The sequence below is a fragment of the Desulfacinum infernum DSM 9756 genome (assembly GCF_900129305.1).
Lineage (GTDB): Bacteria > Desulfobacterota > Syntrophobacteria > Syntrophobacterales > DSM-9756 > Desulfacinum > Desulfacinum infernum.
Window position 1 is genome coordinate 96,652 of record NZ_FQVB01000013.1, and the last position, 25,086, is coordinate 121,737.

Annotated in this window: 17 protein-coding genes and 1 tRNA gene; 10 read left to right on the forward strand and 8 right to left on the reverse strand. The window is 65.5% G+C overall.

Annotated features, from left to right (window positions below; translation table 11 throughout):
* The first annotated feature begins 417 nt into the window (after nucleotides 1-417).
* The 9 genes from BUB04_RS08085 to BUB04_RS08125 all read left to right on the forward strand — a co-directional run bounded on the left by BUB04_RS08085 (nucleotide 418) and on the right by BUB04_RS08125 (nucleotide 12,971).
* Complete coding sequence (locus BUB04_RS08085; RefSeq protein ID WP_073038485.1) at nucleotides 418-1,614, forward strand: phosphoglycerate kinase; 1,197 nt, start codon at nucleotides 418-420, stop codon at nucleotides 1,612-1,614.
* 103 nt (nucleotides 1,615-1,717) lie between these two features.
* Entirely contained in the window at nucleotides 1,718-2,491 is a 774-nt protein-coding gene (gene tpiA, locus BUB04_RS08090; protein ID WP_073038486.1) for a triose-phosphate isomerase, read from the forward strand.
* 1 nt (nucleotide 2,492) lies between these two features.
* Nucleotides 2,493-2,957 carry a preprotein translocase subunit SecG gene (gene secG, locus BUB04_RS08095; RefSeq protein ID WP_073038487.1) on the forward strand — a complete coding sequence of 155 codons (465 nt, stop codon included), beginning with the start codon at nucleotides 2,493-2,495 and terminating at the stop codon, nucleotides 2,955-2,957.
* A gap of 52 nt (nucleotides 2,958-3,009) precedes the next feature.
* Nucleotides 3,010-3,095, forward strand: a tRNA-Leu gene (locus BUB04_RS08100).
* Between the two features lie 553 nt (nucleotides 3,096-3,648).
* A complete protein-coding gene (locus tag BUB04_RS08105; protein WP_073038488.1) occupies nucleotides 3,649-5,799 on the forward strand; it encodes a glycosyltransferase family 2 protein in 2,151 nt (716 codons plus the stop codon).
* Nucleotides 5,800-5,954: 155 nt separating this feature from the next.
* On the forward strand, nucleotides 5,955-8,249 hold the full coding sequence (locus tag BUB04_RS08110) for a cellulose biosynthesis cyclic di-GMP-binding regulatory protein BcsB (protein WP_073038489.1): 2,295 nt from the start codon (nucleotides 5,955-5,957) through the stop codon (nucleotides 8,247-8,249).
* Nucleotides 8,233-9,288 (forward strand): family 8 glycosyl hydrolase, encoded by a 1,056-nt coding sequence (locus BUB04_RS08115; RefSeq protein WP_143156408.1) that lies wholly within the window; start codon nucleotides 8,233-8,235, stop codon nucleotides 9,286-9,288. The genes BUB04_RS08110 and BUB04_RS08115 overlap by 17 nt, the downstream gene beginning before the upstream one ends.
* Nucleotides 9,289-9,657: 369 nt before the next feature.
* A complete protein-coding gene (locus tag BUB04_RS08120) occupies nucleotides 9,658-10,293 on the forward strand; it encodes a tetratricopeptide repeat protein (protein ID WP_143156409.1) in 636 nt (211 codons plus the stop codon).
* Nucleotides 10,294-10,406: 113 nt separating this feature from the next.
* Nucleotides 10,407-12,971, forward strand: a complete 2,565-nt coding sequence (locus tag BUB04_RS08125; RefSeq protein WP_073038492.1) for a cellulose synthase subunit BcsC-related outer membrane protein — start codon at nucleotides 10,407-10,409, stop codon at nucleotides 12,969-12,971.
* 500 nt (nucleotides 12,972-13,471) lie between these two features.
* Here BUB04_RS08125 and BUB04_RS08130 read toward each other — a convergent pair whose 3' ends face one another.
* Entirely contained in the window at nucleotides 13,472-14,416 is a 945-nt protein-coding gene (locus BUB04_RS08130) for a helix-turn-helix transcriptional regulator (protein WP_073038493.1), read from the reverse strand.
* A gap of 519 nt (nucleotides 14,417-14,935) precedes the next feature.
* On the opposite strand from BUB04_RS08130, the gene ada reads away from it, so the two are divergent.
* On the forward strand, nucleotides 14,936-16,033 hold the full coding sequence (gene ada, locus BUB04_RS08135) for a bifunctional DNA-binding transcriptional regulator/O6-methylguanine-DNA methyltransferase Ada (RefSeq protein WP_218588398.1): 1,098 nt from the start codon (nucleotides 14,936-14,938) through the stop codon (nucleotides 16,031-16,033).
* Between the two features lie 77 nt (nucleotides 16,034-16,110).
* Here the strand turns inward: ada and BUB04_RS08140 are convergent, their stop codons facing one another.
* The 7 genes from BUB04_RS08140 to BUB04_RS08170 form a co-directional block, all read right to left on the reverse strand.
* Nucleotides 16,111-16,782 carry a TIGR01621 family pseudouridine synthase gene (locus BUB04_RS08140; RefSeq protein ID WP_073038494.1) on the reverse strand — a complete coding sequence of 224 codons (672 nt, stop codon included), beginning with the start codon at nucleotides 16,780-16,782 and terminating at the stop codon, nucleotides 16,111-16,113.
* Nucleotides 16,783-17,279: 497 nt separating this feature from the next.
* Nucleotides 17,280-18,584 (reverse strand): 4-aminobutyrate--2-oxoglutarate transaminase, encoded by a 1,305-nt coding sequence (gene gabT, locus BUB04_RS08145; protein ID WP_073038495.1) that lies wholly within the window; start codon nucleotides 18,582-18,584, stop codon nucleotides 17,280-17,282.
* Nucleotides 18,585-18,666: 82 nt separating this feature from the next.
* Complete coding sequence (locus BUB04_RS08150; protein WP_073038496.1) at nucleotides 18,667-19,638, reverse strand: arginase family protein; 972 nt, start codon at nucleotides 19,636-19,638, stop codon at nucleotides 18,667-18,669.
* Between the two features lie 15 nt (nucleotides 19,639-19,653).
* The gene (locus BUB04_RS08155) at nucleotides 19,654-20,181 is read right to left on the reverse strand and encodes a 4Fe-4S dicluster domain-containing protein (RefSeq protein WP_073038497.1); all 528 of its coding nucleotides are present in this window, start codon (nucleotides 20,179-20,181) and stop codon (nucleotides 19,654-19,656) included.
* A 14-nt stretch (nucleotides 20,182-20,195) separates the two neighbouring features.
* Nucleotides 20,196-21,959 (reverse strand): aldehyde ferredoxin oxidoreductase family protein, encoded by a 1,764-nt coding sequence (locus BUB04_RS08160; RefSeq protein ID WP_073038498.1) that lies wholly within the window; start codon nucleotides 21,957-21,959, stop codon nucleotides 20,196-20,198.
* The gene (locus BUB04_RS08165; protein ID WP_073038499.1) at nucleotides 21,940-22,938 is read right to left on the reverse strand and encodes an arginase family protein; all 999 of its coding nucleotides are present in this window, start codon (nucleotides 22,936-22,938) and stop codon (nucleotides 21,940-21,942) included. The genes BUB04_RS08160 and BUB04_RS08165 overlap by 20 nt, the downstream gene beginning before the upstream one ends.
* A 503-nt stretch (nucleotides 22,939-23,441) precedes the next feature.
* Nucleotides 23,442-24,791 (reverse strand): putrescine aminotransferase, encoded by a 1,350-nt coding sequence (locus tag BUB04_RS08170; RefSeq protein ID WP_073038500.1) that lies wholly within the window; start codon nucleotides 24,789-24,791, stop codon nucleotides 23,442-23,444.
* Between the last annotated feature and the right edge of the window lie 295 nt (nucleotides 24,792-25,086).

Consider the following 25,086-nt stretch of genomic DNA (forward strand, 5'->3'; position numbering starts at 1 on the left):
CCCTTGTAGGGGCGGGCTTTACGCCCGCCCGCAGGGACCGTACCGTGAGCAAGAATCGCCCAAGTTACATGAAACGCGCCCTTGTTCCGTTCGTGCGCACGGCCTGTAGGGGCGAATAATCATTCGCCCCTACAGGGGTTTCCATTCCGAAGGTGCGTTTCATCCTTCGTTTGTTAGGTCGGATTATGATGGTTCCTTTCTCGCGAAGCTTGCCCCCGGCTTGAACGGGGAGCGGGGACCAGAATTTCCAGTAAGTTATGGACTCCCGCATGCGCGGGAGTGACGGGTGGGGGAGTTGTCGGACAAGCTCCTGGATCCCTTGTCGGGTGCTGAAGGAAACGAGTTGTCGGACGAGTCCCGGGAGGCTGCCCCAGGACGGGAGCTTCGCCATGCGGCGCCGGAAAGGAGGTGGACGCCGTGAAGACGCTGGATCACGTGGATGTGTCTGCAAAGAGGGTCTTTTTGCGGGTGGACTTCAACGTGCCGCTGGACAAGAAGGACGGCACGGTGGCGGATGATACCCGCATCCGGGCGATTCTGCCCTCCCTTCGCAAGGTCTTGGACGGTGGGGGAAAGGCCGTGCTGGCTTCCCACCTGGGACGCCCCAAGGGCCAGGTGGTGCCGGAGATGTCGCTGGCTCCGGTGGCCCGCCACCTTTCGGGAATCCTGGGAATGGACGTCCCCCTGGCTCCCGACTGCGTGGGGGGGGCGGTCCGGAAGATGGTGGACGAACTGGAACCGGGCCGGGTGTTGCTTCTGGAAAACCTTCGGTTCCACGGAGGGGAGACCAAAAACAATCCGGAATTCTCCCGCCAGCTGGCCGAGCTGACGGACGTGTACGTGAACGACGCCTTCGCCGTGAGCCATCGGGCCCACGCATCGGTGCACGGCATCACGGAATATGTGAGGGAATGCGCGGCCGGCTATCAGCTGGCCAAGGAAATCGAAACCTTCCGACAGGCCATGGAGAACCCCCAAAGGCCCCTGGCGGTGGTGATCGGCGGGGCCAAGGTGTCCACCAAGATCGGGGTGCTGGAAAACCTGATTCCCAAGGTGGATCTGCTGGTGATCGGCGGAGCCATGGCCAACACCTTCCTCAAGGCCCAGGGAAAGTCGGTGGGGGCGTCCCTGGTGGAGGACGAGTTCGTGGAGACGGCCAAAGTGCTTCTGGCCCAGGCCCGGGAACGGGGCGTGCGGGTGATCCTTCCCGTGGACGCCACGGCGGCGCCGTCCCTGGACGCCGGGGACCGGGCCCGGCAGGTTCCCGTGGACCAGGTGCCGCCGGACCTGGCCATCTTCGATGTGGGAGAGGAGACCTCGGCCCTGATCCGGCAGGCTTTGGAGCCCTGCGCCACGGTGGTCTGGAACGGGCCCCTGGGGGCCTTCGAGACGCCGCCCTTCGAACGGGCCACCTACGACCTGGCCCGTTTTCTCGCCGCCTCCCAGGCCTTCACGGTGGTGGGCGGAGGGGATTCGGCCGCTGCGGTGGCCAAGGCGGGTGTGACCGACAAGGTGGGCTACGTGTCCACGGGCGGCGGCGCCTTCCTGGAGATGCTGGAAGGAAAAGTCTTGCCGGGTATCCAGGCTCTGCAGAAGTGCTCCGAAAGGGCGTGAGCCCGGGTCTTCGCCATCCGATGGGGACGGGCCCCGCGCCCGCCCCGGCACTCCATGCTGTGCATCGAAACCGCGGGTCCGGACGGGAAAGGAAGCTGGAACCATGACGCAAAAACCCTTGATGGCGGCCAATTGGAAGATGCACCTGTCGATCCGGGAAGCGGTGAACTTCGTCGCCCGGCTGCACGAAGCCGTGGGAACCCCGGACGATCGGGAGGTGCTCATCGCGCCTCCCTTCACCCACCTGTGGGCCCTGAGAGAAGCCATGGGGGCGGCGGGCTACTCTCTGGCTGCCCAGAATTGCCACTGGGAGGAGAAGGGAGCGTTCACGGGGGAGATCTCCCTTCCCATGCTCCAGGAAGTGGGCTGCACCTACGTGATCCTGGGTCATTCGGAGCGGCGCCACATCTTCGGCGAATCGGACGAGTGGGTGGGCCTCAAGACGGCCGCGGCGTTCGCCCACGGGATGTCCCCCATCCTTTGCGTGGGCGAAAAGCTGGAAGAACGGGAAGCGGGACGGACGGAAGCGGTGCTGCTCCGCCAGTTGGAAACGGGCCTGGCCCGGGTCCCTTCGGAGCGGATCGAGAAGCTGGTCGTCGCCTACGAGCCGGTCTGGGCTATCGGCACGGGAAAAACGGCCAGTCCGGAACAGGCCCAGGAAGCGCATGCCTTCATCCGCGGTTGGCTGGCGGAGCGGTTCCAGAAAGAGATTGCAAAGAATATCCGAATATTGTATGGAGGCTCCGTCAAACCGGACAACGTGGACGCGCTCATGGCCCAGCCCGACATCGACGGGGCCCTGGTGGGCGGCGCGAGCCTGGACGTGGCCTCCTTCGGCCGCATCGTCCGATTTCAGAAGATGGGAGAAACGAACTGACATGGAAGCCGTAATCATCACCTTTCACATCATCGCCTGCCTGGCCCTGATCTTCATCGTGCTGCTCCAGACGGGCCGGGGAGCGGAAATCGGCGCCGTCTTCGGCGGCAGTTCCCAGACCCTTTTCGGAAGCACCGGAGGGACCACCTTCCTGGGAAAACTCACGACCCTGGCTGCCGTGGTCTTCATGCTCACCTGCCTGGGCCTCACCTACCTTTCGGGAAAGCCCAGCACCGAATCCGTCATGGACAAGGTTCCGGCCAAGGAAGAACCGGCCCTGCCGGAAGCCAAGCCGGTGCAGCCGGCGGCTTCGACCCAGGTGCCCGCGGCCGTTCCCGTGAAGGCGGCTCAGAGCGAGACCCCGGAAAAACCGGAAGCCGCGCCGGCGGCCCAGCAGGAGGCGGCTCCGGCTGCGTCGCAAACCCAATCGGGAGGTGACACGGCGGGAGAAAAGCCCGCCAATTAGCTCTTTACATGAACGGCGAAATGGGTATAATCCCCTTCGCTTTCAGCCACGTGCCGAAGTGGTGGAACTTGGTAGACACGCCATCTTGAGGGGGTGGTGGGGCGACCCGTGCCGGTTCGAGTCCGGCCTTCGGCACCAGAGAGGCCTTCCCGAGGCCACAATCCCGAAAGGATTGCGGCCTTTTTCTTGCCCCCGGCGCACCCTCCCTCAAGTTCACGGGAGTTTTTGCCGATACCTGCTTTCGACGGCATAAGGAGCCGAAGAGGGCATCCATCGGCTAAGGACCAGGAGGCTGTCCGGGAACTCCGCCACCCGTCACTCCCGCTCAAGCGGGAGTCCATAAATCACGGACGGCCCGTGACAACGAAGAATGAAAGGCCCCTTTGGGATGCAGGCCCCTGTAGGGGCGAATGATCATTCGCCCCTACAGGCCGAGCGCACGAACGGAACGAGGCGGCGTTTCATATAGATTTACGGGAAATTCTGGATCCCCGCTTTTCTCGTAGCGCAGCCCTTCAGGGCTGCGGTGGAATCCCCGGAGGCCGGAGGGCCCATCGGGTGTTGCCCGTCATTTGCGATGGCCCCTTTTCGCTGGGCTGAAGCCCCGCGGCTACGAAAGAAGACGGATCCCTTATCGATCAATGAAGGAGACGTGTTCTCGGACGGGCACTAGGAAAAGGAATCTTTCGGCATGCTCCCGAACACCCTGCGAGGGTCCCTGAAAAAGGAAAGCGCGGAGCGCTGGATCCTGTGGACGGCCCTGGCCGTCCTGTGGGCCTACATCGCCTACGCGGCCGGCATCTACCTGGAACTGGAGGACCAGGTTCTGGTGGGCTGGGGGCTTTTCGCCGTCCTGTGGGCGGCGGTGCGTCGGAACGGGCGGAGCGTCCCGTTTCGGATCTTCATCCTCCTCTTGAGCGCCTTTCTTTCACTGCGCTACTGGATGTTCCGCACCTTCGAGACGCTCAGCTACACCGGCCCGTGGGACTGCGTGGGCATGCTCCTCCTTTACGGCGCGGAAACCTACGGCATCGGAATCCACCTGCTGGGGCTTTTCGTCAACATCTGGCCGCTGGAAAGAAACGGGGAGCCGCCTCTTCCCGAGGATCCCTCCCAATACCCCGCGGTGGACATCCTGATTCCCACCTACGACGAGCCCGAGGAGATCATTCGCACCACGGCCGTGGCCTGTACCCTCATCGACTACCCCAAGGACAAGTTCCACGTCTACATCCTGGACGACGGCGGCACGGTGGCCCGCAGGAACGATCCGGACCCGGAGAAGGCCCGGGCCGCGCGGATCAGGCATGAACGCCTCAAGAAGCTGGCGGAAGAGATCGGCGTGCACTACATGGCCCGGGACGAGAACGGAAAAGCCAAGGCGGGCAACATCAACGCCGCCCTGCAGTGTCTCTGTTCCGCCGACGGCTTCAATGCGGAGAGGAAAAGCCTTACCTGCCTCAATGCGGACATCCGGCGATCGTGCAGCGACCTCATCCTCATCCTGGACTGCGACCACGTTCCCACCCGGGATATTCTCAAGCGCACGGTGCCCTACTTCCTCCGGGACGAGAAGCTCTTCCTGGTGCAAACCCCGCACTTTTTCATCAACCCCGGCCCCGTGGAAAAGAACCTGGGCCTCCACGGCGTTCTGCCCGGCGAAAACGTGATGTTCTATCGGCGCATCCACCCCGGGCTCGATTTCTGGAACGCGTCCTTTTTCTGCGGCTCGGCGGCGCTCTTGCGCCGATCGTTCCTGGCCGAAGTGGGCGGCATCCAGGGAGAGACCATCACGGAAGATGCGGAGACGGCCCTGGAGCTTCACCGGCGCGGGTACCGAAGCGTTTACGTGAACCAGCCCATGGTCTGCGGCCTGTCTCCGGAAACCTTCGACGCCTTCATCCTGCAGCGATCCCGCTGGGCCCAGGGCATGGTCCAGATCTTTCTTCTGAAAAACCCGCTGTTGGCCAAGGGGCTGAGCCTCCAGCAGAAGCTTTCCTATCTCAATTCCTGTCTCTTCTGGTTTTTCGGCCTGGCCCGCATCCTCTTCTTCCTGGCGCCCCTGGCCTACCTCTTTTTCGGGCTGCGGGTCTACAACGCCTCGGTGGTCCAGGTGATCGCCTACGCGCTGCCTCACCTTTTCGGCTCCGTGGCAACGGCCCACTACCTCTATGGGGACGTGCGCCACACCTTCTTTTCCGAATTCTTCGAAACCGTCCAAAGCATCTATCTGCTGCCGGCGATCCTTTCCACCTTCAAGAACCCCAGGGCCCCGCAGTTCAAGGTGACTCCCAAGGGGGGAGGGCTTGCGGCGGACGCCCCCAGCCCCCTGGGCTATCCCTTCTATGGGATGCTGGTGCTGGCCGTCCTGGGGATGGCGGCGGGCTACCTCCGCTGGGGCGCCTTTCCCCAGGAGCGCGATGTGATCCTCATCTGCCTCTTCTGGAACCTGTACAACCTGGCCATCATCCTGCTCTGTCTGGGGGCGTCCTGGGAGCTGCACCAGTGGCGCCGCCATCACCGGGTGGTGACCCATGAGCCCGCAACGGTCCGCACCGCTGACGGCCGGACGCTTCCTGCGCGCATCGCGGATCTTTCCCTGGGCGGGGTGGGCCTCCGCCTGGCGCCTTCGGACGTGGAGGGATTGAGTCCCGGCGACCTTCTCACTCTCGAGGCCCGGGACAGTTCCCAGAGGGAATACGCCCTGGCGGTCCGGATCCAGCGGATCGGCGGCTCGGGAAAGGGCTCCCGTCGGGAATGCATGGTGGGATGCCGATGGGCGGAGGACGATCTACAGGCCTTCGCCGACCGGGTGGGCTTTATCTATGGAGACAGCGAGTGATGGCGGCGCTTTTGGGAAACCGGTCCCCGGACCCGTCCGGCTCTTTGGAGCGGCTACGGACTGCTGCTGGGAGCCGGCCTTCGCCGGGCTTTTCAATATGGCGCAGGAACCTGCCGATTGTTGGCGGAACGCATGAGGAGGATGACGGGAGCGCTATGGATACGAGGATTCAAGAAAGAGGAAAAGGCTTTGTGACGGGGGCCGCCCGGGTTCTGCTCGCGGTGGTCGTGTGGCAGCTCTTGGCCCTGACGGCCTGGGCCGCTTCGGAGGTGGAACCGGTTCGGCTTCGGGTTCCCCTGCCCCAGTTGGTTCCCGTATCCGTCCACAAGCTCCAGGGGGCTTACAGCGGTTTTGACGTGAGCCTTCCCGTTCCCGAACGGTGGGACGTCCGGGAGGCCGTACTCACCTTCCCTTACGTGAACTCCACGGCCCTGCTCCGGGAAAATTCGCGGCTCGTCGTGGAACTGAACGGGCATCCCCTGGCCCAGGTGGTCCTGGATCCCCTTTCTCCTGAAGGAAGAGTTTCGGTGCGGCTGCCGGCCCGGCTTCTGACCCCCGGTTACAACGAACTGTCCTTCAAGGTGAGCCAGCATTACGCGCTGGAGTGCGAAGACCCCACCGCCCCGGAACTGTGGACCACCCTCAAGCTGGACGAAGCCGTTCTGGACTGGACCGTGTCCTTGAAGCCCGTTCCGCTTCGGCTCAGCGCCCTTCCCACCGTCGTCTTCGATCCGGCCAATCCCCGGCCGGAAAAGGTCCACATCGCCGTGGCCTCCCCGTCCGCGAAGGATGCCGAGCGGGCCGTCATGGCGGCGTCCGCGGCGGCGCTTCGGTTTTCCTACCGGCCCGTGGAGTTTTCCGTGTCCGACCGGCTGGAGCCAGGGAGGGACAACGTGCTGGTGGGAACCCCCGACTTTCTCCCCCGCATCCTGGGAGACGCCGCACCGAAGCCGGATGGCGCCTACCTGGAAGTGCGCCACATGCCGGGGCTGGACGGGAGCGAAGACGATGCCCGGGGCGGTGTGGACCCCACCCACGCTCTCATCCTGGTGAGCGGACCGGATGAGGCCGCCGTGGAAAAGGCCCTCCGGGCCCTGGCCTTCCTCTCCTTTCCCTTTCCCGACACGGCCTCCACCATCGTTCAGGAGGTGCGGCTCCCTCAGGTCGGGCCGTACGAAGCCCGCGGCATGCTCCGGCTGGACCGTACCTACACCTTTCAGGACTTGGGCTTTTCCAGCGTCACCTTTCGGGGATACCGGCCGGCGCCGTCCGTCCTCCGGTTCCGGCTGCCGTCCGACATCCTGATCAAGCCCCACAAGTACGCCGCTTTGTCCCTGCACGTGGCCTATAGCGCCGGCATGCGGGAAGATTCCGTGCTGACGCTCTTTCTCAACGGAAAGTTCTTTTCCTCCATTCCACTGAGCGAAAAGGCGGGCGCCAGCTACGAAGGCTACAGCATCAGCTTCCCCACGTACCTGCTGCGGCCCGGGGACAACGAACTGGCATTCCACGCGGTGCTCACGCCTCTGATCACAGGGCAGTGCGCCCAGGTCCAGACGCAACATCTGCTGCTCACCGTCTTCGACGACTCCACGCTCCACGTGCCCGGTATCTCCCACTGGGCGGAGCTTCCCGATCTGGGCCTCTTCTTCAAGGACGGATTCCCCTTCGCAAGAATTCCGGACGGGCGGGAAGCGGCGCTCTATCTTCCGCAGGCGGATTTCGCCGCCCTGGAGGCGGCCGTCAACCTGGTGGGGCTCATGAGCCAGAAGACGGGCTATCCGCCGGTGGGCCTCCGGGTGCGGGACGCTCTTCCCAAGGAGCCGTCGGTGAACGTGATCGCCGTGGGGTCCTTGGACGCCCTTCCCGGGGATCTTCTCCAGTCCGCCCCCTATCACCTGGTCCAGCCGGTCCGGGCTTCCTACCCGGTAGCCTCCCCGCCTCGCAGCGAATCTCCCGAAGGGGAGGGGTGGATCAACCGGTGGCTGAGGCGCGCGCTGGGCCGATTCTCCAGGCCCCAGGAATCCCCGGTGGTCCGGTTCGCCCGGGCGGATCAGACCGGAGGGCTTTCCCCGGACCGGGCGGCCCTCATGGAATACCGCCTTCCCGGCACGTCGGACAGGACGCTCCTGGTGCTCACGGCCCACGATGCCAAGACCGTCGCCCGGGCGGCCCGATCTCTTTGGGACTTCGAAACCCAGGGAGCATGCCGCGGGGACCTGGCTCTCTTCGACTGGGAAGGTCCCAGGACCCGCGTGCAGAGCCTCCGGGTGAGCCAAACGTACCGGGTGGGCAGTCTGACCCCGTTGACCCGGTTGGACTTCTTCGTCTACACCTATCCATGGGCCTTCGCCCTGTCGGTGCTCGCGGCCCTGGCCCTGGTGAGTTACCTCGTGTATCGTCTGCTCAGGCGGTATCGTCGGAGGCGATTGGGTGAATCGGAGGCTTAGCCGGATCGCGGTTCTCATGGCGGCGGTTTTCATGGCGGCGGTTCCCGATGGAGCCCGGGCCCTGGACCGGGCGCTTTGGGATGCCTACAAGGCCCGCTTTGTGGCGGAAGACGGCCGGGTCATCGACCGGGGAAACCGGAAGATGAGCCATTCGGAAGGGCAGGGCTACGGCCTGATCCTGGCCGTGGCCGCCGACGACCGCCCGGCCTTCGAGCGGATTCGCCGGTGGACCCGGGACAACCTGCAGGTGCGCGGCGGGGACCGGCTCCTGGCCTGGGCCTGGGGGCTGAGGCCCAACGGGGAATGGGGCGTGGTGGATTACAACAACGCCACGGACGGAGACCTGCTCACGGCCTACGGGCTGCTGCTGGCCTTCGAGCGCTGGAAGGATCCCGCCTGGCGAGCGGAGGCGCTGGAGCTGGCCGCGGCCGTCAAGAAGCACCTGGTGGTGGAAACCGGGGGTGTTCCCGTTCTTCTTCCCGGCTACTACGGCTTCGAAAGGGACGGCGCCCTGGTGGTGAATCCGGCCTACTACGTCTATCCCGCCCTGGAAGCCGTCGCCCGCCACGATCCCGACCCGATCTGGAAGGAGATTCTCCGGGGCGGTCTGGACCTTTTGGACCGGGCGCGCCGCCTGCCGTGGAACCTTCCGCCCGACTGGATCCTGGTGCGCCCCGACGGCCTGGACGTCTTTCGGGAAAGGAGTTCCCGGTTCGGCTACGAAGCCGTGCGGGTTCCCCTGTATCTGGCCTGGGCGGGCCGCGGGGAGGCCCTGAAGCCCTGGAATGGGGTGCTGGATTGGTTCGAAAAGACCGGGGTCCTTCCCCTGTGGGTGGACGTGGCGGACCCGGCCGTGTCCCTTGTCGAAGCCCCCGGGGGATTCTACGCCGTGTGGGCCGCGGCCGCCGAGCGGCTGGGCCGGCCGAAGACGGCCGAGAGGCTCCGGAGCCGCGCCCGGGAACAACTCGCCCGGGAAAAGGACGACTACTATTCGGCGACCCTGCATCTCCTGAGCCTGCGGGCCCTGGAAACCCCGTAGCGCGATGGCGCCATTTTATGGAAGGCGACCTCCTTCCGTCCAGGCGCGGGGTCTGTAGGGGTGAATAATCATTCGCCCCTCCATGGGTCTGCTTCCCAAGGGTGCGTTTCACCCTTTGCTGTCACGGGATTCCCGTGATGGGGGTAATGCGAAAGAGAACCGCGAATGAACGCGAATAGACGCGAATAAGCCTTTTCAAGGGTAGGGGCGGGGTTTATCCCCGCCCGCTCATCACGCGGTGTGAGAGACACCCGAAAAAAATCGCTCACTTTGGGAAAATGTTTCTTGGCCCGCTCTTTCATCCATGCGGGATGGCACGGGGAGGGCCATGACCGTTGCGGCGGCCCGCCCCGGGAGGTGGAGGTATTCATGGCGAAACGAGAATGCACCTTGCCTTACCAGCGAAACGAACGCTCACTTGGGCATGTGGGCGTCCGTCGGCGGTTCTCGGGGGCGGGGCGCCTGCTGAGCGCTCTGCTGGTTCTGCTGTTCCTGGCGGTGCCGGGGGCCGGCGCCCAGGAAGCCGTCCAGGAGGCGCTGGTCCGTGTGGAAAAGGGACCGCAGGAACACCTGCTGGCTCCCAGGCCCCTGGAGGCTCCCCCCGAAGCGCCGGAGGAGTCTTCGGAGCGGCCCCGAGCGGCCGCAAGGGACGCATCGGCCCTCCCGCTTGAAACCATGGGGCCGGCCGCCTCCTCGCTGGACGTTCCCCTCACCCGCCTGGCCATCGCCTGGGGCTACTACAACCAGGGCCGGTACGAAAGGGCGGCCCGGCTCTTCCAAGCCCTGGTGGAGGACGGCGCGGCCTCCGGCGCGACGGAAGAAGCCCGGCTGGGGCTTTCCTATTGCCTGATCCGGCTGAACCGTCTTTCGGAAGCGGCCGAAATCCTGGAGGACCTGGTGCACCGGGAGGTGCGGCTGCAGGAGTCGGCGCCCGCCCTGGTGGAAACCCTGCTGGCCCTCAAGCGGTACGAAGATGCGGAAAAGTATCTGTCCCTCCTTCCGTAAGGCCGCGTGTCAGAGACAAAAAAAACCGCCAATGAACGCAAATGGACGCGGATGAGCCTTCTTGTCCTTGTGGGAGCGGCGCGGGACCGGTCATGACCGTTAGGGATTTTCAGATGAAACGGATCCTTTTGATGGTCGTTTTCTTGCTGGCGATGTTCGGCCCCGGGGGCTCGACGGCCGGGGCTCCGCCTTCCGACGGCGGAAACCGACCGGCGCCCGCCGCGCAGGCGGAGAGGGAAGCCTCCGACGTGCGGGCCCGGGCCTCCCTGGAGATCGCCTGGTGGCACTACCGGGAAGAGCGTTTCCAAAGGGCCCTGGCACTCTTCGACCAGGTGATGCGCGGGACCGGTCCCGTTTCCCTTCGGCAGGAAGCCCAGTGGGGCAAGGCGCTCTGCCTGGACCGCCTGAAAAGGAAGGACGAGGCGGCGGCGCTCATGGAGGATCTCCACCGCCAGGGGGTTCGCACACGGGAATTGGAAAGGTGGCTTTCCGACTACCGGCGGGGCCGCGCCATCGTCCGAAGGAGCTTCCACGAAGAGCGGATCCGGAACGAAGCGGCGGCCGCTGCGGCGGCGGCCGACCCCGATGCCCTTTCCCGTTTCGCCCGAAGGAACGAAAAGGCCCTCCGCCGCTGCATCGCTCCCGAAGCCTTCTTCGAGGCGGCCCGGGCGCTCCGCAGGAAGGGCCGAAGCGCGGAAGCCCGAAGCCTCCAGGAGAGGCTCCTGGAATGCACGGCGGAGCGCTACGATCTTCGCCTGGGGATCTATGCGGAGCTCATGGACCTGACGACCCCGGAAGAGATGCTGGCGAGGCTGGGTGAGGAAAAGGACCGTACCGGCGTGCCCGCGTCCTACCGAAAGGGCCTGGACGCCTTGGAGACGGAGGCCCTGAGGCGGAGGCTCGCGGCCCTTTCCGAAAAGGACCCGGAAACGGAGGCCGTGGCCCGAAGGATTCTGGAACGGAACCCCGACGATCCCGACGCGCTCCTGAAGCTGGGCTGGCACCGCTACCACGCGGGCCGGTTTTCCGAAGCGGAAGCGCTCTTTTCCCGGCTTCGAAGCGCCCGGCCCGAACGGCCCGAGGCCGCCCTGGGCCTCGCCCACGCGCTCATTTCCCAAAAGAGGTTCGGGGAAGCCCTCGACGCCCTCCAGGCCCTGGAGCCCCCTTATCCGGAAGGGTACCGGAGCGCTCTGCTTCGCCTTCACCTGGAAGAAGGAGCTCATTGGCGAAAGGAAAGGGACCTTCCGAAGGCGGAAGCGGCCTACCGGCGGGCTGTGGAGCTGAATCCGGACGACGGAGCACCCCTGCGCTCCCTCGGATGGGTGCTCCTGGAGCAGGGGCGGGCGCGGGAAGCGGCCGAGGTTTTCGATCGGGCCCTGGCCCTGGAACCGGACGCCGAAGGATCCCAGGGGCTGCTTCTTTCCCTGGAAAAGGCGGGCCGGTTCACCGAGGCGCACCGGAAGGCCGAAACCCTCGCCCGAGCCGAAGATCCGTCCCTTCGCCGGGCGGCGGCGGACCATTTCCGGAGATCGGGAAAGGCGCTCCTGGCCGCCTCCACCGCACCGGAAGAGACGAACGACGCCGGACCCTGGTCCACGGTGCAGGCGTCCTATGAAAGCCGATCCGGAGACGACGGCACGTCCCGGCTGAAGACCGTGCGGCTGCCCTGGCGCCTCTATCTTCCCGCAGGGGCGGCGTCCCTTTGGGTCCTGGAGGTGGAAGGAATCCGGCCGGATACCGGGGATCCCGGCTCCGATCCCTTCGTGGGGTCCGCGGGGCTTCCGGGTTCCGGATCCTACGATGAATCCCGTTGGATCTCGTCCCGGTGGGTGGCGTCCCCGTCCGTGGCGTGGGCGAGGGAAGGGGCCTGGGACGTTCGGGCCCGCGTGGGACTCACTCCCCTGGGAGGCCCCGTGGATCCGGTGCCCACCTTTTCCCTGGAGCTGTCCAATCCCCGGTGGCGGCTGGAAGTGCACCAACAGTCGGTGGAAGATTCGCTCCTTTCGTGGATCGGCCAGCGGGATCCCTACTCGGACGACACCTGGGGGCGGGTGCTCCGCACCGGCGGATCGGCGGGCTGCAGCCTTTCGTGGGCCAACGGAACCTGGGCGAGTCTGCGGATCGGGGCCGACCACTACTGGGGCGAGGGGGTGTGGCGGAACTTTTCCCTTTCGGGCGATGCGGCCTTCGGGCGGAGCTTTCCCTGGAAGGCCGGGACCGTGTCCGCGGGGGCCTTCCTTTCCGCGGCTCACTACGATCGCAACACGGACTTCTACACCCTGGGCCACGGGGGCTATTTCAGCCCGTCGGTCTTCGTGATGGCCGGTCCCACGCTGCGCTTCCAAACGGATCCCGGAAGGACCTGGTGGTTGGATGCGGAGGCCTCGGCCGGCTACCTCTACTACGAAACGGAATCGAGCCCCGTTCATCCGCGCCGGGACCGGCCGGAACGCTACGCCGGGGACCGCTTTTCCGGGCTGGGCTATTCGGGGTCCCTCCGGGCCGTGAAGCTCCTCACGCCCCACTGGGCCGTGGGCGTGCACCTGGACGCGGACAAGTCCTCCGGCTACACGCGCTGGTCCGCCGGAGCGGGCCTCATCTGGTTCCCGGCCGCCCGTTCCACCCTGGGCCGCACAACCCCCCGCTACGACGCCTTCTTCCGGCCCCAAGGCCGGTAGGCCTTCCGTGCACCGATCTCAGGGCTTCCGGGCCGTCCCCCCGTTGGGGCTTCAAACAGCGGGACCCCGTCAACATGGAATGCTTCAAGAAGGGGGCATTGTCGAAAGTGACCCACGATTGACCGCGCACGGTGGCGGTGCTACCACTTGTCGTGCCCGCGTCGTCTGGTCTGCACACCGATAGACGACGTGGAGCGAGGGAGTCCGTGCAGGGACTTACCTCTCGGACTACGATAGCTTTCATGCGGCCAGAGGCGGGAATGTCGGGGACAATCGGCCGGCGTCATTGCGTGCGATCAGGCGGCATGACCTTTCCTGATAATAGACTATGGCCGCCGCACCGGCCACGTCGCTCGGCGCCGCCCATGGGGGTGCGGCCTGGACGGCGCAGGCGAACAAGATCTAACAACGACCCGTCCCGCGCGTCAACAGCCGGCTTCAATGAGGCCGAGGCAGGAATGCCTCGGAAATCGCTCATATGGTGAGCCTGTGGGAGAAAATTATTCCTTTTCGTAGATGCCCAGGATGCGGGCGGCTTCCTCCCGGACCTGGCGCCGGAGTTCCGCCGGCTCCAGCACCTCCACTTCGGCGCCGTACTTGAGCACGTGGCGTCGGATCTCCGTCAGATCGGCGATGGGGACCGAGAGGGTGAGGGAGCCGTCCTCATCCATTCGCACCTCCTGGTCCTTGTGCCAGATCTGGTCCCGGATGATGCGGGAAATGGCCGGAGAAAACCGGAGCACCGCCGTCCGGACGGTGCCGCCTCTGTAGATGCCGAAAGCCGTGTCCAGGAATTGGCCCACGTCGAACCGGTGGACCCCATACTCATCCGGAAGGATCTGCACCTCCCGGATGCGGCTCAGCATGAAAATGCGGGGTTCTCCGCGGTAGTGGCAAAAGGCCGCCAGATGCCACGTTCCCCGGTAGTTGTGGAGCCGGTAGGGTTCGATGCGGCGCGTGGCCGTTTCTCCCGAATAGCCCGTGTAATAGACGATGCGAAGACATCGCCTTTTCAGAATGGCGTCCGCCAGGGTCTCCAGCAGCCGGTTGTCGCAGGCGGCCCATTCCACGTTTTCAAACGAAACCGCTTCCAGGATGCGGGGACCGAAATGCATGGATAGAAGGGCTTCCACCCGCTTGCAGAACCCCAGGATTTCCTTGGGCAGGGGATCAAGGGCCCGGCTCATCTGACGACAGATCCCCAGCATGAGAAGAAGCTGGTGGGGGTTGAACCAAAAGGAGGGTAGTTCGAACGAGCTGTCGGTCAGAAAGTAGCCCCCGCGACGGCGGTCGTATTCGATGGGGGCTCCCAGACGGTCACGCAGGAACGCCAGATCCCTCTTGAAGGTGCTGTGAGACACCTCGAAGCGTTCTTCGTAGCGGGCGGCCGTGGGATAGGCGTTTTCCCTGAGAAGACCGTAGAACCAGAAGATCCGTTCCAGCATGGGGGTGCTTCCAACCGAAGAGACTGCAGGCGAAAGAAGGCCGATCTGCCGGGATAACCTACCAAAACAATCGAGAACTGCACCGTTGAGTAAATTATTACAAAGAACGGTACCGGGCTTCTTCCGCCCTGTCAACCCGGGATTCGCTTCGGCCGCGCCACGAAGCGGGGCGACGATGGCGACGCTTGAAGGAAGGTGCCTTTCTGAAGTGGGTGAGGCGGGCGTGTTGGTGCGGGGTTGGGGCGGCAAGGCCAAAATGCGAATTGCGGGGCGTGATTCGGAGTGATCTCGGGCGGAGGATGAGCTAAAGAGGGCGTGTTGTTCCTTTTGGCAGCCGGGGCAAGGGCCTTCTGTGGGAGAGCCGCAAGGCGCGACTGTCTTTGGGCGATGGCGCGGCTGTTGGATGGCCGCCCACCCTCATCGCGGCTTTCGCCGCTCCCACACACCGGTCTTTCACATTTGCGTCCATTCGCGTTCATTCGCGGTTCTCTTTCACGTTCACTTCCGGGAGTGCCGGGCATGGATCGAAGTCTGGGAGCCGGAGTCGCAGGTGAGGGAAAGATGAAAGGATTTGTGTCGGAGGAGGCCAGGTGGCGGGCGGTGCTCGACCGGGACGGGGCGGCGGACGGGATCTTTGTCTACGCCGTGGTGACCACCGGGGTGTACTGCCGCCCGTCGTGTCCTTCCAGAAGGCCCCGGCGGGAAAACGTCCGGTTTTTCGAATCCTACCAAGAAGCGGAAAAGGCCGGGTTTCGAGCTTGCGCCAAATGCCGCCCGAACCGGAGCGGCGCCCACCCCGGGGCGGAGCTGGTGGAATGGGCCTGCCGCCGGATCGCCCAGGCGGAAAGCCCGCCGAAACTGAAGGATCTGGCGGAGGAAGCCGGGTGCAGCCCGTCCCACCTGCAAAGAATCTTCAAGAAGATCCTGGCAATCACCCCCAGCCGGTACGCCGCCCAACTGCGGCGCCAAAAGGTCCAGACCCACCTGGGCCGGGGGGCTTCCGTCACGGAAGCCATCCACGAGGCGGGTTACGGATCCGGCAGCCGGTTTTACGAACGGGACGGAAAGGAGTTGGGCATGTCCCCGAAACAGTACGCAAGAGGCGGAAAAGGCATGGAAATCCGGTTCGCCTCCGCGCCGTGCTCACTGGGCTGGGTGCTGGTGGCGGCCACGGACCGGGGCGTCTGTGCCGTGTTCCTGGGCGATTCCCCGGAGGCCCTGGAGCGGGAGCTCCGGGAGCGCTTTCCCCGGGCCCGCACCCTGCCGGAAGATCCGCACCGGGCGGTCTTCATCGAAAAGGTGTTGGCCCACCTGGAGGCGCCGCACCGAACCCCCGCGGACCTTCCCCTGGACGTGCGGGGAACGGCCTTCCAGCAGCGCGTCTGGGAGGCCCTCCGGCGGATCCCGCCGGGCGAGACGGCCACCTATTCGGAAATCGCCCGCCGCATCGGAAGCCCTTCCGCCGTGCGCGCCGTGGCCAGGGCCTGCGCGTCCAATCCCGCGGCCCTGGTGATTCCCTGCCACCGGGTGGTGCGCTCCGACGGAACCCTGGCCGGATACCGGTGGGGGCTGGAGCGGAAGAGACGACTACTGGAGAGGGAAGGATTAGAGGATTAAAGGATTAAGGATTAGAGGGAGGGGCGGACCGCCCGCCACCCGTCACCCGTCACTCATCACTCGTCACCCGTCACGGATCACGGATCACGGATCACGGAAAGGGCGTTTCGGAAGGCGTCGCACGTGAAGAGGCGGCCTTCCGTGGGCGGGGAGAAGATCCGGTAGGGGGTGCCGAAGAGGTCGAAGGCGATGCCGTAGGCGTGGAGATAGGCCCGGTCCGGTTCCGGGGATCCGGGCCGGGGGCTCCAGTAGAGCGGGTCGCCCAGCACGGGGGAACCCAGGGCCTTCAGGGCTACCCGCACCTGGTGGGTGCGGCCCGTTTCCGGCTTGAGGCAAAAGAGGCGAAGGCCCGGCGCCATGGAGACGCTGGTAAAGCGGGTGACGGCCGGGTTGGTTCGCGTCCGGAGAAGCTTCCAGGCGCCCCGGCGGGAGCGGGCCATGTCCCCCGTGACCGTTCCCTGCTTTTTCCGGGGCTTTCGGTCCGAAAGGGCCAGGTACCACTTGGAGACCCCTCTTTCGCGGAAGATCCGGCCCAGCTCCCGGGCGGCTTCCCGGGTTCGGGCCAAGAGAAGCACCCCGGAGGTGATCCGGTCCAGCCGGTGGACGGCATAGAGGGTTTCCAGGCCGGTCCGAAGGCGCAGTAGGCCCAGGAGTCCCGGGCCGTCCGAATCCGCGTGAAACGGGATTCCGGCCGGCTTGTGCACCACCAGAAGGTGATCATCCTGAAAGAGGATGGGGATGGGGACCACGGCGGGGCTTCTCCTCCCGGATTTTTTGGTTGCTCGTGGGGTCGCGGATCGGGGCCGCAGTGCACGTGCCGCCTTCAATGAGTACCAGATGGGCGAAAAAGGCAAGGGGGAATCGGCTGTAGCCGCGGGATTTTCGGGCGGAGGGGCCGGGGAATGTCATGCCGCTTTGGAGCCGCGGGGCTTCAGCCCCGCGGCGTGAAAAGGCTGTCGCAACCGAACGAAGCGACAGGGAATGCCCGACGGCCCATGAGATGTGCCAAGCTTCTTCCGCAGCCCTGAAGGGCTGCGCTACGAGAAAAACGGTGGTTCCCGGCGTTGTCGGACAGGCTCCTGGGAGCCTGTCCGGGAACGGCGCAAACCGTCACTCCCGCGCAAGCGGGAGTCCATAACCTACCGGAAATTCGGGATCCCCGCTCCCCGTTCAAGCCTGGGACAAGCTTCGCGGGGATGACGAATGGGCGTTGAACGGCGCAAATCAATCATTCTCCGGCAAGCTCCTAGCGGACGCTTTTCAGGGCGTCGCGCAGGATGGACATGCCGCGCTGGAGCTCCTCGTCCGTGGTCACGAGAGGCATGAGCAGGCGGAGCAGGTTCCCGTAGGCCCCGCAGTTCATGACGATGAGGCCCTTTTCGTGGCAGGTGCGCACCACCTGCTTGGCCTGGTCCGTGGCGGGGGTCTTGCGCTCCCGGTCCGTCACCAGCTCCATGGCCAGCATGGGCCCCAGACCGCGCACCTCGCCCACCAGCTCCACCTCCCGGGCCATCTCGTCCAGGAGGCCGCGGGCCTTCACTCCCAGGGCCCGGGCCTTTTCCAGCAGGTTCTCCTCTTCGAAGATCTCCAGCACGGCCAGGGCCGCCCGGCACGCCACGGGGTTTCCGCCGTAGGTGCCGCCCAGGCCGCCCACATGCGGCGCGTTCATGATCTCCGCCCGGCCCACCACGGCGCTCAAAGGCATCCCGGCGGCGAGACTCTTGGCGGAAATGACCAGATCGGGCACCTCGCCCCAGTGCTCGATGGCGAACATCCTGCCCGTTCGGCCGATGCCCGTCTGGACCTCGTCACAGACGAAGAGGATGCCGTTTTCGCGGCAGATGGCGGCGAGCTTCCCGAAGTATTCGGGCGGCGGCACAACGAAGCCGCCTTCCCCCAGCACGGGCTCCACCACCACGGCGGCCGTCTGTTCCGCCGCCACGTACTCCACGAAGAAGTCCTTGAGGCGGTCGGCGCAGGCCACGTCACAGGCCGGGTAGCTCAGCCCCAGAGGGCACCGGTAGCAGTAGGGATAGACCATGCGGTAGACTTCCGGGGCGAAGGGCCCGAAGCCGAACTTGTATGGCTTCACCTTGCTGGTCATGGTCATGGCCAGCAGGGTGCGGCCGTGGAAGCCGCCCTCGAAGACGATGATGGCCGGGCGCCGGGTGGCGTACCGGGCGATCTTCACCGCGTTTTCCACGCCTTCCGCCCCGCTGTTGGCAAAGAGCGCCATCTTGGGAAAGTCCCCCGGAGTGAGCCGGCAGAGCTTTTCCGCCAGGCGGAGATACGGTTCGTACATCACCACGTGGAAGCAGGTGTGGGTGAACTTTTCCGCCTGGTCCTTGATGGCCGCCACCACCTTGGGGTGGGAATGGCCCACGTTCATGACGGCGATGCCGCCCGCAAAGTCGATGAACTCCCGGCCGTCCACGTCGTAGATCCGGGCCCCCTCGGCCCGTTCGGCGAAGAAGGGGGTCACGTGGAACGGTCCCTGCGGGACCACCGAGGCCCGCAGTGCCGCCAGTTGATCGGTGCGTTTCGTTTCCAAGGCAGGAATCCTCCGCTGTTGGAGATCTCGTTCAGGTGAAAGAAAACCGCGAATGAACGCGAATAAACGCCGATGAATCCTTTCAACTTCCGGATGGGCCGGCGGCTGCCCTGTCCCGCAGGGCCCCGTGGGCCAGTTCCAGGAGGCACCGGGCGGCCAGCTGGGACGTGACCGCTCCCCGGTCGTCCAGGAAAGGATTCACCTCCACCACGTCGAAGCCCACGATGGCGTGCCGGACCGCCAGGGCCTCCACGATGTCGGAAAACTCATGGAAGAAAAAGCCTCCGGGCTCCGGCGTTCCCGCCCCCGGAGCCGCGGCCGGATCGAAGAAGTGGATGTCCAGGCCCACATAGACCGGTCCGTCTTGGAGCTCCTCCACCCAGGCGTCGGGCCCGTGGAGGCGCATGGCCGAAGCCGTCACGATCCGTACGCCCCGTTCCCGGGCCCAGGCCACGCCCCGCCCGTTCTGGCTCAGGCCCCGCACCCCCACCACCGTGACGGAACGGGCCAGGTCCTCCTTGAGGATGTGGGCCACCGTGTTTCCGTGGGTGTGGTCGTCCCGGTCGGGAAAGTCGCAGTCCACGTGGCTGGCCAGTTGCACGTAGTGGACCTTCCTGTCCCGGAAGGCTCGAAGCGCCGCGTGGGTGACGCTCCGGTCCCCGCCGATGAGCGCCGGAACGGCCCCTCGGGCCAGCACGTCCGCCGTGACCGACTGGATGGCCCGCCAGTTGTCCTCGCGGCTCAGGGGCTGGATGTCCACGTCCCCGGCGTCCACGATCCGCTTTCCCGTGAGGATCCACCGGTCCCGGTCCGCGTCGTAGAAGCGGTCCTCCATGCCCTCGTAGGTGTAGAGCATGGACGCCTCCCGGACCGCCCGCGGTCCGAACCGGGCGCCGGGCTTTCCCGTGGCCCCTTCGTCGTAGGGGATCCCCACCACCACCAGGTCCGGGGTCATGTCGGCCCGGTAGAAGGGGTATCCCGCAAAGGTGGTGATCCCCACCGAGGGAAGGCTCCCCCGGGGGTCGGAATAGGGTGAGGAGGGTACGGTCGGCATGATGGGCTCCCCGTTTCAGCCGTCGCTCCGAAGCGCCTTCATCAGGTTGACGGCCAGGTTCCGTCGTTTCTCTTCCGGGGCCATCTCCCCGGGCATGCGCTGCTTCATCTGGAGGCCGCGGGCCTTGAGCAGGTCCCCTTCCGGCTTCCCGTAAAGGAGCGCTCCGAATTCGCACTCCTTCACGCACGCCGGATCCCCGCCGCACAGGTCGCACTTGAACGCCTTGGCCTCGTCGTCCAAAACGATCATGCCGTAGGGGCAGGCGGCCACGCAGTCCCCGCAGCCGTTGCAGAGGCTTCGGTCCACCACCACGGCGCCGTGTTCATCCCGGGAGATGGCCTTTTCCGGGCAGGCCTTCTCGCAGTCCGCCTTGGGGCAGTGAAAGCAGATGCCGGGCGCCGAAAAGCCCTCCAGGGGGAAGTTGACGACGTGCAGCCGGGCGCGGGACGGACGGAACATGCCTTCCTTCAGGGCCGAACACACCGTGGCGCAGCGCATGCACCCGGTGCACCGTTCGGGAACGGCAAGCAGTTGTGCTGTCATGGTCTCCTCTCCTCCTAAAGCCTGGTCAGTTCCAGTTGGGCCAGCTTTTCATCGGTGGGCATGCCGTTTTCGTCCCAGCCGCGCAATTCGTAGTAGAGCGCCCGGGCCTTGGCGAAATCCTCCTGGGAAAAGACCCGGCCCGCATGGGGTCCCCCCTTGAGGGGCTCCCGGAAGATCTTGGGCGGCAGCGTGTCCTGGTCGCTTCCGAACCCGGCCTTCACGTTGAAGAGCCGGATGAGGTTCCAGATGCGCTCGCCGGCCGCGGTCAGTTCCTCGGCCGTGACCGGTTCGCCCAGGCCCGCGGTCAGCAGATCGGCCATGATTTCGGGCGAGACGGTCCCCCAGAAGTCGCAAAAGCACATGGACCACTTGATGGCGTTCTTGTTCTGGTCCGCGATCACGTGGCGCACCATGGCCTCCACGTCGAAGGGGGTCTCGGAGAAGATGGTGAAGGCCCGCAGGTGGCACGCGCCCCGTTCGCTGGTGGCGTAGGCCACGCCCATGCCGTAGTTGCCCCGGGGCTCGTAGGCGGGAAATTCCAGCTTCTTGCTGGCCGCCACCCGGTCCAGGGCCCCGTGGGCCGCGGCCGTCTCCCAGGCTCCCCGGGCCAGCTGCCGGCCCCGGTCCGTGGAAAGGTGGGCGATCTCCGAGAGCACCTGCAGGTACTGGTCCGGTTCCCCGAAGCGGAGGTTGTAGTCGTGGATCCCGCTTTCCGTGAGGTCCATGGCCAGGGCGATGGTGTTTCCGGCCGAGATGGTGTCCAGGCCCAGGTCGTCGCACAGGCGGTTGAAGCGGATCACGGCCTCCAGGTCGTTCATGCCGCAGTTGGATCCGGCCAGGCACAGGGTTTCGTATTCCGGGCCTTCCACGGCGGCGTCCTTGATCCGGGTGTAGTTGCCGCAGCCCAGGGGGCAGGAGGCGCAGGCCCGGTCCGCCACCTTGTTGCGTTTGATGGCGTCGGAATTGATGGCGTCCTTTCCCTCGTTCACCCCGTGGGTGAAGTTCCGGGTGGGGTGGATCCCCATCTCGTTGGTCACGTCCACCAGGATGGGCGTGCCGTCGGTCTTGGCCCACAGGTTGTCTTCCGTCAGGAGGTCGGTCTTCTTGTAGTGGTCCACCTTGGCGAGAAAGGCAGGCATGTCGGCCACGGCCACGCCGCCCGTTCCCCGGCAGACCACGGCCTTCAGGTTCTTGGATCCGAAGAGGGCGCCGCCGCCCGCCCGGCCCATCTGCCGGTAGGCTTCGCTTCCGATGCAGGCGTATCCCACGCGGTTTTCCCCCGCGGGGCCGATGGCCAACACCTTGGCCTCGGCCAGTCCCGGCCGGGCCTTGAGGGCCGCCTCCGTTTCGAAGATCCCCTTTCCGGCCAGGTCCGAGGCGTCTTCCAGACGCACGTCGCCGTCGGCGATGGTGAGGGTCACGAGGCGCTGGGAGGCGCCCGTGATCACCAGGCCGTCGTAGCCGGCGTACTTGAGTTCCGGGCCGAAGGCCCCGCCGCAGTTGGTCTCGAAGATGGTTCCCGTGTAGGGGGACTTGGACACCATGCAGAATCGGGAAGCCAGGGGCACGGCCGTGCCGCAGAAGGGCCCGGTCATGATCACCAGGGGGTTTTCCGGGGCCATGGGGTCTACGACCGGATCGGCCAGGTCCGTGTAAAGGCGGACCGCCAGGCCCCAGCATCCCCAGTACCGGCGGATCCACTTCCCGGGAAGGGGTTCGGCGGTCACGGTTCCATGGGTCAGGTCCACTTTGAGGATCTTACCTGCGTAAAGGTTCATGGGTCCCTCCAATGTGGTTCGGTGCGTCTTTGGAGCGGGAAAGGACGGCGGCGGCCAGCTCCAGCACGCAGCAGGCCGCCAGCCGGGCCGTCTTTCCGTGTGGGCCTTCCAGGATGGGGCTCACCTCCACCACGTCGAAGCCCACGATGGGCCCGCGGCGGGCGATGGCCGATACGATGGTCTGGAAATGGGGAAAGAAGAGTCCTCCCGGTTCCGGCGTGCCGGTCCCCGGGGCCACGGCGGGATCGAAAAAGTCCACGTCCACGCTCACGTAAAAGGGTCCCCGGGGGAGCCGTTCCGCCAGGCGGGCTTCGTCCAGACGCCGGAGCTCCCGGGCCGGGATGACCACGGCTCCCGCCTCCCGAATCCAGGCCGCGTCGTGGCCCGAATTGGTCAGACCCCGGATTCCCAGCAGGGTGAGGGATCGGGTCAGGCCGTCCTGGTGGATGCGGGCCACGGGGCTTCCGTGGGTCCAGCCGGTGGGAAAGATGGTGTCGCAGTCCAGGTGGGTGTCCAGGTGGACGTAATGGACGGGGGTAGGCTCGAAGGCCTTCAGGACCGGATAGGTGATGGAGTGGTCGCCGCCCAGGGTGACCGGCACGGCCCCGGCCTCCAGGATGAGGCCCGCCGCCCGGGTGATGTGAGGCCAGTCCTGCTCCAGGTTTTCGTGTTCCAGCCACACGTCTCCCGCGTCGGCCAAGGCGTCCGCCAGGGGAAGAGGTGTCGCGGTCTCGCGGTCCATGAACTCCGGCCGGCGGGCCAGGGGGCCCGTCCAGGACGCCTCCCGCACCGCCCGGGGTCCGAACCGGGTGCCGGGGCGGTTGGTGGTTCCCGCATCGTAGGGGACCCCCATGACCACGAGGGCCGCCCGGGATCCGGGATGCCAGGGCCGCACACCTCCGAAGGTGGGAAACGGAGGGCCGAAGGGACGGGCGCCGTCGGGGCCTTCCGGAACAGGGGGTGTTTCGCGGGTCTTCATGGGATTCCTCTCCGAACCGCACGGTCTGGAAGCGCGCCGTTTCCGGGGGCGATGGTTCCATCGCCCTTGTCCATCACCGCAGGGCGGGCGGGGATGAACCCCGCCGACCTTACCCAAAGAGGTGGTTGACCGCACTGGGAGGCTGTCTGAGAATCAATTTCGCCTCGTTTTGTCTCCATCCGTCATCCCCGCGAAAGCGGGGATCCAGGATTTCCGGAAACCTATGGACTCCCGCTTGCGCGGGAGTGACGGTTTTCGCAGTTCTCGGACAAGCTCCCAGGAGGGAGTCTGAGAACGCCGTGGACGACCTTTTTCCTCGTAGTAGGACCCCCGGCCGTCGGATAGGCCATCGCGTATTTCCTGTTGCTTCATGGAGTTGCGATGAGCCTTTCCGCGGGGCTGAAGCCCCGCGGCTACGAGGAGGACCCAAATTCCTCGGCCTTGTAAGTCGGAGAGCCATTGTCGGACAGCCTCCAAGGGGTGGGCTCTTCGCCCGCCCGCTCTCAGGCCAGGCTCTTCAGGGTGTCTTCCAGCCGGTTCAGGAGCTCGTCCAGCAGCTCGTAGGAGATGTTGAGGGCCGGCTCGATCCGGATGGTCTGGGCGTTGGTGAGGGTCCCGGCGGTGAGCACCCCGCGGCTGAAAAGGCCCGCCGCCACCTTGAAGCCCACCTCGTCGGTGGGAAATTCCATGCCGATGAGAAGCCCCTTGCCGCGCACCTCCTGGAGGATCTGCGGGAACCGGGACTGGAATTCCCGGAGTTTGCCCAGCACGTAGTCGCCCTTTTCCGCCGCCTGCCGCGGAAGGTCTTCTCCCAGGGTGACCGTGATCTGGGCCAGGGCCGCCGCGCAGGCCAGGGGGTTTCCGCCCGTGGTGGTGGTGTGCATGAACGGATTGGGCTCCATGACCTTCCAGATCTTGGGCGTGGAGAAGAAGGCGGACATGGGCACCACGCCGCCGCCCAGGGCCTTGCCGAAACACATGATGTCCGGGGTCACGTCCCAGTGATCCACGCCGAACAGGGTGCCCGTTCGGCCGAAGCCGGTCTGGACCTCGTCGGCGATGAGCAGCACTCCGTAGTGGTCGCACAGCTCCCGAAGCCTGGGCCAGAAGTCGTCCGGCGGCACGATGGCCCCCGCCTCCCCCTGGATGGGCTCGGCCACCACCGCCGCAATGCCGTCCCCCACCGCCTTGGCGGCCGCCAGGGCCTTTTCCACCGCGTCCGCATCCCCGAAGGGCACGTGGCGAACCCCTTCCAAAAGGGGAAGGAGCGGCTGACGGAAGACCGATTTTCCCATGAGCGAGAGGGAGCCCAGGGTCTTTCCGTGGAAGCCGCGGAGCATGGCGATGAAGCCGGGCTTTCCGGTGTAGAACTTGGCCAGCTTCATGGCCCCTTCCACCGCTTCGGTTCCCGAATTGGCAAAAAAGCCGTACTGGATGTCTCCGGGAGTGATGGCCGCGATCACCTTGCCCAGGTGGGCCCGCAGGGGATCGAGCATCTCCTGGCTGTACTGGGGGCTGCGGTCCAGCTGCGCCTTCACGGCCGCCACCACCTTGGGATGGCGGATGCCCAGGCTGTAAAGGCCGAATCCTCCCAGGGCGTCGATGTATTCCCGGCCCAGGGCGTCCCGAAGGATGGACCCCTGGCCCACCCATTCGGTCACGGCGAATTCCCCGGCTTCCGTCACCGACTTTCGATATTCCAGGAAGCCCTTGTTGATGTGATGGGCGAAGTTTTCCACCGTCTCCAGGGCGATGCGCTTGCGCTCCTCCTCGCCCACCTGGTCTTCCGGCCTCCCGATGATATCCACCATCCGTTGGGCTTCCTTAAGGCCCAAAGCCACATCTCGTGCCATGTTTCCGCTCCTTTACGGTTTGCTGCTGGGGCCCGGCGGGCCCGAGGTCTTTGCGAGAAGCTCCTGGGGATCGGCACCATCATTCTGTATTCGAAGACATTCCATATGAAGGCAACGAATGTCAACGGTAAAATTGGATTTGGCTGACGATATAAGATCAGTTTCCCCGAAACGGTGAGGGAAAGGTTTAGTGGTACTTAAAGAATTAACGAATGACGAAACGTGCGTGAAAATTTATGTTTGACATGCCCTGTCAAATCGTATAGGGGAACGAATTGCGCAGCCATACGCCTTA